General features: G+C 71.0%; 10 protein-coding genes. 2 read left to right on the top strand and 8 right to left on the bottom strand.

The window, feature by feature from the left end; translation table 11 throughout:
- Positions 1 to 2: 2 nt before the first annotated feature.
- Positions 3 to 926, top strand: a complete 924-nt coding sequence (locus tag DI269_RS12050; protein WP_112136200.1) for a potassium-transporting ATPase subunit C — start codon at positions 3 to 5, stop codon at positions 924 to 926.
- 62 nt (positions 927 to 988) lie between these two features.
- Here DI269_RS12050 and DI269_RS12045 read toward each other — a convergent pair whose 3' ends face one another.
- The 5 genes from DI269_RS12045 to DI269_RS28645 form a co-directional block, all read right to left on the bottom strand.
- The gene (locus DI269_RS12045; RefSeq protein WP_232822713.1) at positions 989 to 2,260 is read right to left on the bottom strand and encodes a ricin-type beta-trefoil lectin domain protein; all 1,272 of its coding nucleotides are present in this window, start codon (positions 2,258 to 2,260) and stop codon (positions 989 to 991) included.
- A gap of 192 nt (positions 2,261 to 2,452) precedes the next feature.
- Positions 2,453 to 3,343: a carbohydrate ABC transporter permease gene (locus DI269_RS12040; protein WP_112136196.1), complete on the bottom strand. Its 891-nt coding sequence runs from the start codon at positions 3,341 to 3,343 to the stop codon at positions 2,453 to 2,455.
- The gene (locus tag DI269_RS12035; RefSeq protein ID WP_112136194.1) at positions 3,343 to 4,311 is read right to left on the bottom strand and encodes a carbohydrate ABC transporter permease; all 969 of its coding nucleotides are present in this window, start codon (positions 4,309 to 4,311) and stop codon (positions 3,343 to 3,345) included. The genes DI269_RS12040 and DI269_RS12035 overlap by 1 nt, the downstream gene beginning before the upstream one ends.
- Before the next feature lie 19 nt (positions 4,312 to 4,330).
- The gene (locus tag DI269_RS12030) at positions 4,331 to 5,692 is read right to left on the bottom strand and encodes an ABC transporter substrate-binding protein (RefSeq protein ID WP_112136191.1); all 1,362 of its coding nucleotides are present in this window, start codon (positions 5,690 to 5,692) and stop codon (positions 4,331 to 4,333) included.
- Positions 5,693 to 5,749: 57 nt separating this feature from the next.
- Complete coding sequence (locus DI269_RS28645; protein WP_112136189.1) at positions 5,750 to 7,387, bottom strand: glycoside hydrolase family 13 protein; 1,638 nt, start codon at positions 7,385 to 7,387, stop codon at positions 5,750 to 5,752.
- Between the two features lie 170 nt (positions 7,388 to 7,557).
- On the opposite strand from DI269_RS28645, the gene DI269_RS12020 reads away from it, so the two are divergent.
- Positions 7,558 to 8,580 carry a LacI family DNA-binding transcriptional regulator gene (locus DI269_RS12020; protein ID WP_112136187.1) on the top strand — a complete coding sequence of 341 codons (1,023 nt, stop codon included), beginning with the start codon at positions 7,558 to 7,560 and terminating at the stop codon, positions 8,578 to 8,580.
- 44 nt (positions 8,581 to 8,624) lie between these two features.
- Here the strand turns inward: DI269_RS12020 and DI269_RS12015 are convergent, their stop codons facing one another.
- From DI269_RS12015 to DI269_RS12005, 3 genes are all read right to left on the bottom strand, one after another.
- On the bottom strand, positions 8,625 to 9,974 hold the full coding sequence (locus DI269_RS12015; RefSeq protein WP_112136185.1) for a GH1 family beta-glucosidase: 1,350 nt from the start codon (positions 9,972 to 9,974) through the stop codon (positions 8,625 to 8,627).
- A gap of 40 nt (positions 9,975 to 10,014) precedes the next feature.
- Positions 10,015 to 11,115 (bottom strand): carbohydrate ABC transporter permease, encoded by a 1,101-nt coding sequence (locus DI269_RS12010; RefSeq protein WP_198667347.1) that lies wholly within the window; start codon positions 11,113 to 11,115, stop codon positions 10,015 to 10,017.
- Positions 11,112 to 12,083, bottom strand: a 972-nt coding sequence (locus tag DI269_RS12005; RefSeq protein ID WP_198667346.1) for a carbohydrate ABC transporter permease, incomplete at its 5' end; no start/stop codon positions are given. The genes DI269_RS12005 and DI269_RS12010, both read right to left, overlap by 4 nt.

Genomic DNA, 12,083 nt, shown 5'->3' with positions numbered 1-12,083 from the left:
AAATGGCACGTCTGCCGCGCTGGGTCGCCCAGCACCTGGCCGCGCTCCGCGCGCTGCTGGTCCTCACCTTGATCACCGGGGTCCTGTACCCGCTCGCGATCCTCGCGGTGGCGCAGATACCCGGGCTCGACGACCGGGCCGAGGGGTCGCTGATCTACGACGAGGCCGGGAACGTCGTCGGCTCCTCGCTCCTGGGCCAGTCGTTCACCGACGCGGACGGGAACGCGCTCCTGGAGTACTTCCAGTCGCGCCCCTCGATGGCCGTCGGCGAGACCGGCGACTACGACCCGCTCGTCACCGGGGCTTCGAACCTGGGGCCGGAGGACGTCGTGGACGCCCTGCCCGACCCGGATCTGGGCTGGGACGGGGACGCGAACGCCGCCAAGAGCCTGCTCACGCAGGTGTGCGAGCGGTCCTTTGCCATCGGTGCGCGCGAGGGCGTGGACGGGTCGCGGCCGTACTGCACCGACTCCGGTGCGAGCGCGGTCGGCGCGGTCCTGGGGGTGTTCTACTCCGAAGGGACCACCGGTGAGGTGACCCGGGTGGTGAGCCTGAACGAGGAGTGCGGGACCGTGGAGGCGCCGTTCCTGGCCGAATATGAAGGCGTGCAGGTCGAATGCGCCGAGTACGGCGGGGACTATGCGGCCGCGATCATCACGCCGGTCGAAGGGGACGCCTCGGATCACCCGGCCGTCCCGGCCGACGCGGTGACCGCCTCGGGGTCCGGGCTCGACCCGCACATCAGCCCCGAGTACGCCCGGCTCCAGACCGCCCGCATCGCCGCCGAACGCGGCGTGAGCGAAGCGGACATCGAGGCGCTGGTCGAGGAGCACACGACCGGCCGGTTCCTCGGTTTCATGGGCGACCCGGCGGTCAACGTCGTGGAGCTCAACCTCGCGCTCGACGAGGCCTACCCGGTCTCCTAGGGGCCGAACGCATGAGGGCCGGAGGGGTCGCTGATCCCCTCCGGCCCTCATCGCGTGTCAGGTCAGCGGTACCACTTCTGGGCGGCGTTGCCGTTGCAGGTCACGATCTGCAGGTTCGTGCCGTCGGCGGAGTTCGCCCATGGCACGTCCAGGCATTTGTTCGACTGTGGATTCACGATGTCGTTCGCGCCGGAGAACACCCACTGCTGGGCGCCGGTGCCGTTGCACTGGTACAGCTGCACCGGGGTGCCGTCGGTGGTGCCGGAGTTGGCCACGTCGAGGCACTTGCCGAGCGCGCGGATCGTCCCGTCGCCGGGCACCGTCCACTGCTGGGCCGCGGTCCCGTTGCAGGTGTACAGCTGCACCGGGGTGGCGTTGGCGCTGTTGGCGCCCTCGACGTCGAGGCACTTGCCGGCCAGGCCGGTGATCGCCCCGCCCGAGGAGGTCGACCCGGAGTAGACGCGCACGTAGTCGATCTTCATCGTCTGCGGGAAGACCGTGGAGGCGTCGGGGTAGCCGGGCCAGTTGCCGCCCACGGCGACGTTGAGCAGCAGGAAGAACGGGTGGTCGAAGACCCACTCGTTGCCGCCGATGTCGGCGGCGGTCTTCGTCTGGTAGGTGACGCCGTCCACCGACCAGCTGATCGAGGTCGGCGTCCAGTTCACCGCGAAGGTGTGGAAAGCGTTGGCGAACGGCTCGCCGATCCCGTAGGTCCCGCCGGGTCCGGCGCCGCCGGAGTAGCCGGGGCCGTGGATGGTGCCGTGCACCGTGTTCGGCTCGAAGCCGACGTTCTCCATGACGTCGATCTCGCCCGACTGCGGCCAGCCGACCGAGCCGATGTCGTCGCCGAGCATCCAGAACGCCGGCCAGATGCCCTGGCCCCGCGGGATCTGGATGCGCGCCTCGAACGTGCCGTACGCCTGGGTGAACTTGCCCTGGGTCAGCAGCCGCGCCGAGGTGTACTGGCAGGTGCCGTACCAGCACTGGTAGTTCGCCGGGTTCTCCTTGCGGGCGGTGATCACCATGTTGCCGGCCCCGTCGTGGGCGGCGTTCGAGGTGGAGTTGGTGTAGTACTGGTGCTCGTTGTTGCCCCAGCCGCCGCCACCGGTGTCGAAGTTCCACTTCGACGAGTCCGGCGCGGTCCCGGCGGCGCCGTTGAACTCGTCGCTCCAGGTCAGCGCCTGGGCCTGGACCTGCTCTTGCGCTTGGGGGTCGTCGGTCTCGGCGGCCCCGGCTTGGGTGAGGCCGACGGTGACCGCGGCCGCGGCCGCCAGTACGGCGGCGGATATCGCGAGCGCCTTGCGGATGGGGGCGCGGACTCGGGGTGGTCTCACGGAGGCGTCCTCTCGTGCAGTGGAAGAGAGCGCGTGACGGCGCGGATACGCTGGGAGAGCGCTCTCTCTAAATAGCCCTGTCTTTTTAACATCGGGATAGACCATTGTCAATAGTGCAAGCCGGGCAAGCACTTACAAGGCTGCCGAAGCCGGGCGGGGGGCCGGGAGCAGCGCCGGTCCCCCGCCCGCGGTTCAGCCCTTGACCGCCCCGCCCAGCCCCGCGCTGGAGAGGAAGAGCCGCTGGAAGACCAGGAACAGCGCGATCGGGATGAGCGAGGAGATCGCCAGCGCCGCGAGGAAGACGTCGAGCTCGACGAACTGCTGGAGGGCCGGCAGGCGCACCGACAGCGGCTGGAGGGCCGGGTCGGGCAGGACCAGCATCGGCCACAGGAAGTCCTTCCAGGACGCGATGACGGCGAAGACGGAGACGACGCCGATCACCGGGCGCGACATGGGCAGGACGATGGACCAGAACAGGCGGTAGGGCCCGGCGCCGTCCACTTTCGCCGCTTCGAAGATCTCCCTGGGGAGGTTGGCGAAGAAGCGCTGCATGAGCAGGACGTTGAAGGCGTTGGCGCCGGCGGGGAGCCACACGGCCCAGAACGTGTTGAGCATGGAGGTGCCGAGCACGGGCGGGTCGAGGATCGTCAGGTAGAGCGGGACGAGCAGGACCACGCTGGGCACGAACAGGGTCGCCAGGACCGCGCCGGAGAGGTAGCGGCCGATGCGGGGGCGCAGGACGGCGAGGGCGTAGCCGCCGGTGGCGGCGACCAGGAGCTGGACGGCCCAGGACCCGGCGGCGAGGGCGATGGTGTTGAAGAAGTACTTGTCGATCTCGACGCGGGTCCACGCCTCGGTGAGGTTGGCGAGGTCGATGCCGCCCGGCCACAGGGCCATGGGGTGGCGGAGGGTGTCCTGGGTGGGGGTGACGGCGGCTTTGGCGAGCCAGAGCATGGGCCCGAGCCCGGCGACGGCGAGGACCGCCAGGAGCAGGCCGTGGAGGGCGCGGGTGCTCCAGCGGACGCTGGCGCGCTTGCGGTCGGTGGGGGCGAGCAGGCCCCGGTCGTTGGCGGCGGCGGCCATCAGCTGCTCCAGGATCGGGTGAGGCGGAAGTACAGCATGGAGAAGGCGGCGAGGACGACCGCGAGCATGAGGCTGAGGGCAGCCGCGGCGCCGTAGTCGCCGCCGAGGGAGTTGGTGAACGCGTACCGGTAGATCAGCAGCAGGAGCGTCAGGGTCCGGTTGGCGGGGCCGCCGTCGGTGAACAGGAACGGCTCCAGGAAGACCTGGGCGGTGCCGATGATCTGGAGGATGAAGGTGATGAGCAGGACGCCCCTCAGCTGCGGGAGGGTGATGTGCCAGAGCTTGCGCCACACGCCGGCGCCGTCGATCTCGGCGGCCTCGTACAGGCTGGGGTCGACGCCGATGAGGGCGGCGAGGTAGATGATGACGGTGCCGCCGGCGGCGGCCCAGGTCGCTTCGAGGACCAGGGAGGGCATGACCGCGTTCGCGTCCTGGAGCCAGGCGATGGGGGCGATGCCGAGCCAGCCGAGGACGGTGTTGAAGACGCCGTCCTCGCCCGCGTCGTAGAACAGCTTCCACAGCAGGACCGCCACGACCGGCGGGACGACCACCGGCAGGTAGGCCAGGGCCGAGAACAGGCCGCGCAGTCTGCGGACCTCGCTCATGAGGATCGCGGCGACCAGCGGGATCGGGTAGCCGAAGAGCAGGGCCAGGAGTGCGAAGTAGCCGGTGTTCTGGACGGCGGTCCACAGGAGGGGGTCGGCGAAGACCTGCTGGAAGTTCGCGAAGCCGACGAAGACGGGGTCGGTGACGAGGTTGGTGCGCTGGAAGCTCATGACGACGGCGCGGGCGATGGGGTACCAGGAGAAGACGCCGAAGACGACGAGCATGGGGGCGAGGAAGACGAGGGTGTGCAGGCCCGTGGTGGCGCGGGCGAGGCGGGCGCCCGGGCGGCCGGGCCGGGCCGCTTTGCGCGGCCCGGCCTGGTCTCCCGTGACACCGGCGGGGCGGGTGTCGGTGGTGGTCATGTCGGTGTCGGCCTTCGGGTTAGGCGGCGGCGTCCATGGCGGCCTGGGCGTCGGCCTGGGCCGTCTCCAGGAGCGCGTCGATGTCGGCGTTCTCGTCGGTGAGGATGGACTGGACGACGGTGTCGAGCACGGCGTAGACCTCCTGGGTGGCCGAGACGGGCTCGGTCAGCAGGGGCTGGTCGAACACCTGGGAGGTGTAGGGGGCCATCTGCTCGACGGGGACGTTGACGTACTCGGCGATCCAGGTCTGCTGCTCGTCGTAGGTGGCCTTGTCGAACACGGGGAGCTCGGGGGCGCCCACAGGCTGGCCGGTCTCGGCCTTGACCTCGGCGTCGGCGACGGCGGCGGCCTGGTCGGTGAGCTTCTCCATGAAGTAGAAGTCGATCCAGGCGACCGCGGCCTCCTGCTCGGCGGGCTCGGCGTCGGGGCTGACGGCGGCGAGGGTGCCGCCGCCGAGGATGCCGGCGTTCGCGTCGGCGGCGAGCGGGAGGATCGACAGGCCGTAGTCGTCGGGGTCGAGGCCGTTCTGGGTGAACAGGTTCCCGTAGTTGCCGCCGCCGGAGACGTACATGCCGATGCGGCCCGACGCGAAGTCCTGGTTGATGCCGGCCCAGTCGTACTGGAGGGTGTCGCCCATGGAGTCGTCGTCCCAGCGCATGGTCTGGAGCTGGGTGAGGGCTTCCCGCATCTGCGGGGTGTCGATGGTGGCGGTGTCGCCGTCCTCGGTGCGGCCGCCGAGGGCGTTGACGACGGTGGTGAGGATCCAGCCGCCGGTGTTGTCGTTGGTCATCACCGAGTAGCCGGCCTCGCCGGTGGCGTCGCTGATGGCCTTGGCGGCGGTCTGGATCTCGGCCCAGGTGGTGGGCGGGGCGTCGGGATCGAGGCCGGCGGCCTCGAAGAGGGTCCGGTTGTAGTGCAGGCCCTGGCCGTAGGCGGCGATCGGGATCGCCCAGAGGTTGCCGTCGGGGTCTTCGCCGGCGGCGGCGATGTTGGGGTTGAACGCGTCGCGGTACGGCAGGTCGGCGGTGTAGGCGGAGATGTCGGCGATCTGGCCGCGCTCGATGAGGCCGCGGCCGTCGGTGAAGGGGATGGTGAACACGTCGGGGAGGGTGCCGCCGGCGAGCTGGGCGGTGAAGGTCCCGGCGGTCCAGGTGTACTCCTGGGTCTCGACGTCGATGTCGGGGTTGGCGTCCTCGAACTGCTCGACGCGGGCGTCGAAGGCGTCGATGGCCTCCTGTTCGAGCCCGGCGTCGATGGTGACGGTGATGTGGGTCTTGCCGTCGTCGGGTTCGTCCGAGCAGGCGGCGAGGCCGAGGGCCGAGACGCCGAGGGCGGTGAGGGCGGCCGCGGTCCTTGCTGCGGCGGCGCGAGAGGTAAGCATCGTTGCTCCTTGTCGGTTCCTGTGTGCTGGAGGGGTCGTGTTCGGTTGTGGCGGTGGTCAGTCCCGCAGCCAGGCGGCGGCGTCGCCGGGGAGGCGGCCGTCGACTACTGGGGCGCTGGCCAGCAGCACCTCGGCGTGTGCGGGGAGGTCGACCGGGGCGTCGCCGAAGTTGACGACGCAGGTCAGGTCGGTCCCGCGCCGGAAGGCGAGGGTGCCGGGTGCGGCGGCGGTCCAGGCGAAGCCGCCTGCGGCCAGGGCCGGTTCGGTGCGGCGCAGGCGGATCGCGTCGCGGTAGAGGGTGAGGAAGGAGCCGGGGTCGGCCTCCTGGAGGGCCGCGGCGTAGCGGCCCCAGTCGGCGGGCTGGGGCAGCCAGGGGGTGGTGCCGGTGGTGTTGAAGCCGAAGGTGTCGCCTTCGGCGGTCCACGGGAGGGGGACGCGGCAGCCGTCGCGGCCGGGGTCGATCCCGTTGGTGCGGAAGTGCATGGGGTCCTGCCGGGTGCCTTCAGGGAGGTCCTCGACCTCGGGCAGGCCCAGTTCGTCGCCCTGGTAGACGTAGAGGACGCCGGGCAGGGCCGCGGTGAGGAGGGCGGCGGCGCGGGCGCGGCGCTCGCCGAGGGCGGGGTCGGTGGGGGTGCCGAAGCGCTTGGCGAGGAAGGCGAACGAGGAGTCCTCGCGCCCGTAGCGGGTGACGGGGCGGGTGACGTCGTGGTTGGACAGGACCCAGGTGGGCGGGGCGCCGACGCCGGCGTGGGCGGCGAGGGTCGCGCGGATCGACTCGGCGAGGGACTCGGCGTCCCAGGGGCGGGTCATGAAGTCGAAGTTGAAGGCCATGTGCATCTCGTCCTCGCGCAGGTAGCGCACGAACCGGTCGATGTCCTCCAGCCACACCTCGCCGACCAGGAGGCGGTCGTCGCCGTAGGAGTCGGCGACCTTGCGCCAGCCGCGGTAGACGTCGTGGAGCTCGTCGCGGTCCAGGTGCGGGTGCTCGCCGGGCGCGTGGTGCTCCCCCACCTCGGGCAGGTCGGGGTCCTTGGCAATGAGCGCGGCGGAGTCGATGCGGATGCCGGCGACGCCGCGGTCGTACCAGAAGCGCAGGACCGCCTCGTGCTCGGCGACGACGTCGGGGTGGTTCCAGTTCAGGTCGGGCTGCTGGGGGGCGAACAGGTGCAGGTACCACTGGCCGGGCTCGCCGTCGGGGCCCGCGGTGCGCGTCCACGTGTCGCCGCTGAAGCTGGAGGTCCACCTCGTGGGCATCTCGTCGCCGCCTTCGCCTTTGCCGTCGCGGAACCAGAAGCGGTCGCGGGCGGGGTCGCCGGGGGCCGCCGCGAGGGCCTCCTTGAACCAGGCGTGCTCGGAGGAGACGTGGTTGGGGACGACGTCGACGATGGTGCGGATACCGAGGGCGAGCGCGTCACTGATGAGGGCCTCGGCGTCGGCGAGGGTGCCGAAGGCGGGGTCGATCTCGCGGTAGTCGGCGACGTCGTAGCCGCCGTCGGCCTGCGGCGAGCGGTACCAGGGGGTGAACCAGAGCGCGTCGACGCCGAGGGCGGCGAGGTAGGGCAGGCGCTCGCGCACGCCGGCGAGGTCGCCGGTGCCGTCGCCGTCGGCGTCCGCGAAGCTGCGCGGGTAGACCTGGTAGATCACCGCGTTCCGCCACCATTCGGGGGCCGCCGGGGGCTGCTGTCGCGATTGCAATGTGGCTCCGTTCGTCCGTCGAGCGCGGCCTAGGGGTGGGTGAGGGCAGGGTGGATTCCCTGCACATGCTAGGTTTAGCGCTATACCTTGGACGGTAGCGTAGACGACGGATGTCAGACTTGTCAACGGCGGGGGTGCGGTAACCGCTCGCCTGATGGAGAGGAGCCCTCTTGGGCGTCACGCTGAAGGACATCGCGGCGGAGGCCGGCGTCAGCCTCATGACCGTGTCCAACGTGGTCAACGGCAAGCAGGCCCGGGTCTCGGCCGCCACCCGCGAGCGGATCATGCGCATCGTCAAGGAGCGCGGGTACGTCCCCAGTGCCTCGGCGCGCAGCCTCGCGGCCCGCTCCTCGCGCCTGGTCGGGCTCCTCGTCCCCGCCGTCGGTGAGTCGAGCCTGACGATCGACCCGCACACCGTCGAGGTCGTCGGCATGCTGGAGCGCGAGCTGCGGCGCCTGGACTACCACCTGATGCTGCGCGGGATCTCCCGCCACGGCGAGATCACCGAGGCGCTGCGCTCGTGGAACCTGGACGGCGCGGTGCTCTTGGGCTTCAACGACATCGTCATCGACCGGCTCTCGGCGGCCGACGTCGGCGGCGTCGCCCTGGTCGCCATGGACTCCTACTCGGAGAACCCGCTCGCCCTCGAAGTGCGCTCCGACGACTTCGGCGGCGCCGTCCTCGCCACGAGGCACCTGGTCGGCCTCGGGCACGAGCGCATCGCCTTCGCCGGGCCCGCGTTCTCCGACACCGGCGTCGTGCGCCAGCGCTTCGAGGGCTACCGGACGGTCCTCGCCGAGCACGGCATCGCCTTCGACCCGGCCCTGGCGTCCGAAGTGGAGACCACGCACGCCGCGGGCCTCGCGTACGGGCGGCGCCTCGCCGCCGAGCACCCGGAGGTCACCGCGGTGTTCACCACCGCCGACATCCTCGCGATCGGCCTCATCGAGGGCCTGGCGGCCGCGGGGCGTTCGGTGCCGGGCGACGTGTCGGTGGTCGGCTACGACAACGCCGAGATCGCCGTGTACGTGACCCCGAAGCTGACCACGATCGCGCAGGACCTGCCGGGGAAGGCCGCCGAGGCGGTCCGGTTGATGATGGACCGCCTCGCAGGGAAAGACCGCCCGGCGCAGGCGGTCTCGTTGGACGTGGCGCTCATCGAGCGGGGCACGGCCGGTCCTCCCCCGTCCTGAGGCCCGGCTCGCGGGGCCCGGCAAGAGCCCGCGAGCCGGGAGTCTCACCAGGCGAGGGACGCGCCGTTGGAGGCGATGACGGCCCGGTACCACTCGGCGCTGCGCTTGGGGGTGCGGCGCTGGGTGTCGTAGTCGACGCGGACGATCCCGAAACGCTTGGAGTAGCCCTCGGCCCATTCGAAGTTGTCGAGCAGGGACCACACGAAGTAGCCCTGGAGGTTGACGCCCTGCTCGATCGCGCGTCCGGCCGCCCGCATGTAGCCGTCGAGGTAGTCGACGCGGTCGGCGTCGTCGACCGAGCCGTCGGCGGCGACGGAGTCCTCGAAGGACGCACCGGATTCGGTGATGTACACCGGCAGGTCGGTGTACTCGTCGGAGAGGCGGGCCAGGACGCGGCGCAGGCTCTCGGGGTGGATCTCCCAGCCGAAGCCGGTGACCGCGTGTTGCGGGGGCAGGCTCCGGTTGCCCAGGTGGGTGTCGTTCGGGTCGGCTTCGACGACGAAGCGGTGGTAGTGGTTGACGCCCACGAAGTCCAGGGGCGCGGCGATGAGCTCCATGTCGCCCGGCTGGACGGCGTCGAAGGCGCCGGTGGGGGCGAAGTGGGCGAGCATGTCCTCGGGGTAGGCGCCGCGGAAGAGCGGGTCGAGGAAGAGCCGGTTGCCGCCGCCGTCGGACAATCGCGCGGCCGCGACGTCCTCGGGTTTGTCGGTGGCGGCCTCGATGTCGGTCATGATGACCGCCGAGCCGACTTTGCCCGCGGGGGCGTGCTCGCGGACGGCGGTGACGGCGAGGCCGTGGGCGACGTTGAGGTGGTGGGCCGCGCGCAGGGCCGCGGTCCGGTCCTGGCGGCCGGGGGCGTGGACGCCGACGTGGTAGCCGAGGAAGGCCGCGCACCAGGCCTCGTTGATCGGGATCCACTCGTCGACCAGGTCGCCCAGGGCGCGGGCGGTGCGGCCGGCGTAGTCGCCGAAGCATTCGGCGACGACGCGTTCGGGCCAGCCGCCCTCGTCTTCGAGGGGCTGCGGGAGGTCCCAGTGGTAGAGGGTCACCGCCGAGCGGATGCCCTTGGCGCGCAGGTCGGCCAGCTGCTCGCGGTAGAACGCGACGGCTTCGGGGTTGAGGTCGCCGCGCCCGGCGGGCTGGAGGCGGGCCCAGGACACCGAGAGGCGGTAGGCCTGCAGTCCCAGGTCGGCGGCGATCGCGAAGTCGTCCCTCCAGCGGTGGTAGTGGTCGCAGGCGACGGCGCCGGTGTCGCCGTTCTTGACCTTGCCGGGGGTCGCGGCGAAGGTGTCCCAGATGGACGGTCCGCGGCCGCCCTCGGCGGCGGCGCCCTCGATCTGGTAGGCGGCGGTCGAGGCGCCCCAGAGGAAGCCGTCGGGGAAGGGACTGGTCATGGTGTGCTCCTTGATGGTGGTGGTGTCGCTTGTCCGCCGGCTACTTGTCCACGCCGGTGACCACGATCCCCTGGACGAAGACCTTCTGCGCCGCGAGGAAGATCGCGACGGGCAGGGCCAGCGCCAGGAGCGAGGCGGCGAGGATGAGGTGGGGCTCGGAGTTGTAGACGCCGCTGAAGTAGCTCAGGCCCACGCCGATGGGGACGATCTCGCGGTTGCCGGCGAGGTAGAGCAGCGGTTCGAAGAAGTCGTTCCAGGCGTAGAAGAAGTGGAAGAGGCTCACGGCGGTCAGGGCCGGGACCGACTGGGGGACGATGACGCGCAGGAAGGTGCGGATGGGGCCGGCGCCGTCGATGCGGGCGGCCTCTTCGAGTTCTTTGGGGATGGTCAGGAAGTACTGGCGCAGCAGGAACACGTTGAAGGCGTTGGCGAACAGCTGCGGGACGATGAGCGGCAGGTAGGTGCCGACCCAGCCCATCTGGAGGAACACCGCGTACTTGGGGACGAGGGTGACCGCGGGGGGCAGGAGGATCGTGGCCATGAGGAGTCCGAAGAGGAGGCCGCGGCCGGGGAAGCGGAAGCGCGCGAACCCGTAGGCGACGACGGCGGAGGAGACCACGGTCAGGACCATGGTGACCAGGGCGTACATGAGGGTCCAGCCGGTCAGGCGCAGGAACGAGATGGTGTTCCAGGCTTCGGCGAAGTTGCCCCACTGGGGGTTGAGGCCGGTGACGGGTTCGAGGGTGCGCCAGCGGCCGTCCCATTCGACGGGGCCGGCGCCGGGGTCGTCGGGGTCGATGAAGACGCTCGACTCGCGGCCGGGTTCGATGAGGGCGAGGTCGCGGGTGGTGCCGTCGGGCATGGGGACGGCGTAGACGTCGTGGACCTCGCCGTCGTACTCGTAGGTGAGGGCCGAGACGGGGAGGATGTCGGCGTTCGGGTCGGAGACGCCGTCCTTGTCCTTGAGGGCGGTGGCGGCGCCGTAGCCCAGGGGCATGAGGAAGACGACGGCGAGCAGGAGCGCGCCGAGGGTGGTGACGATGGTGGCGGTGATGCCGCGGCGCCTGCGGCGCAGGGCCTTCTCGGCGGGCGGGGGCGCGTCGGCGGCGTCGAGAGGCGGCGCGGTGGCGGTGGCGGTCACGAGCGCTCCGTTCCGTAGTGGACCCAGTACCGGGAGGTGCCGAAGAGCACGCCGGTGAAGAGGGCGACGAGGATGAAGATGAGCCAGGCGAGGGCGGCGCCGTAGCCCATGTCGCCGAACACGAAGGCCTGCTGGTAGAAGTGCACGAGCAGGAAGCGGCTGGCGCCGCCGGGCCGGCCGGTGGCGCCGAAGAGGACCCACGGGACGACGAAGTACTGGAGGATCGCGACCGAGCCGATCACCAGGTTGTAGAACATGATCGGGGACAGCAGCGGGAGGGTGACCGAGCGCAGGCGCCGCCACCAGCCGGCACCGTCGATCTCGGCGGCCTCGTACAGCTCGGTGGGGATGCCCTGGAGGCCGGCGAGGTTGACCATCATGGCGTTGCCGATGCCCCACAGGCCGATGAAGCTGAAGGCGAACAGGACCAGGATCGGGTTGTCGAACCAGCGGATGCCGTCGGTGCCGGTGGCGTCGATGCCGGTGAGGCCGATGAGGCGGTTGACCCAGCCGGTCTGGGGGTTGAGGACCTGCTGCCAGATGAGGACGCCGGCGACCAGCGGGATCATCGAGGGCGCGTAGAACAGGAGCCGGAAGAACCCGGTGAACTTCAGGTGCTTGGAGTTGAGCAGGAGCGCGAGTCCGAGGGCGACCACGAGACTGAGCGGCAGGAAGAGCACGGTGAAGCGGAACGTGGCGGCGAGGGCGGTCCACGTGTCGGGGTCGGACAGGGCCCGCTCCCAGTTGGAGGTGCCGACGAAGGTGGTCGCGTCGGGGTCGGTGAGCTGGAAGTCGAGGGTGGAGAAGACGAGTGAGGCGCCGATGGGGACGGCCCAGAACAGCAGGAAGCCGATGAGCCAGGGGCTGATGAACGCGTAGCCCCAGCGCGCTTCGCGGCGCTGCATCGGCCCGGCGGGGCGATTGGGACGGCCGCCGCGCCGCCGCCGCGCGGTCAGGACCGCGTCGGT

The sequence above is a fragment of the Glycomyces dulcitolivorans genome (assembly GCF_003265355.1).
GTDB classification, from domain to species: domain Bacteria; phylum Actinomycetota; class Actinomycetes; order Mycobacteriales; family Micromonosporaceae; genus Glycomyces; species Glycomyces dulcitolivorans.
The sequence above is the reverse complement of the archived record's forward strand: the minus strand, read 5'-3'. Positions and strand labels throughout refer to the sequence as shown.

Coding starts and splice junctions, on each gene's coding strand:
- DI269_RS12040 (WP_112136196.1), bottom strand. CDS start 3,343: ATGGCCGCCGCCGCCAACGACCGGGGCCTGCTCGCCCCCACCGACCGC.
- DI269_RS12015 (WP_112136185.1), bottom strand. CDS start 9,974: ATGACCAGTCCCTTCCCCGACGGCTTCCTCTGGGGCGCCTCGACCGCC.
- DI269_RS12050 (WP_112136200.1), top strand. CDS start 3: ATGGCACGTCTGCCGCGCTGGGTCGCCCAGCACCTGGCCGCGCTCCGC.
- DI269_RS12035 (WP_112136194.1), bottom strand. CDS start 4,311: ATGACCACCACCGACACCCGCCCCGCCGGTGTCACGGGAGACCAGGCC.
- DI269_RS12030 (WP_112136191.1), bottom strand. CDS start 5,692: ATGCTTACCTCTCGCGCCGCCGCAGCAAGGACCGCGGCCGCCCTCACC.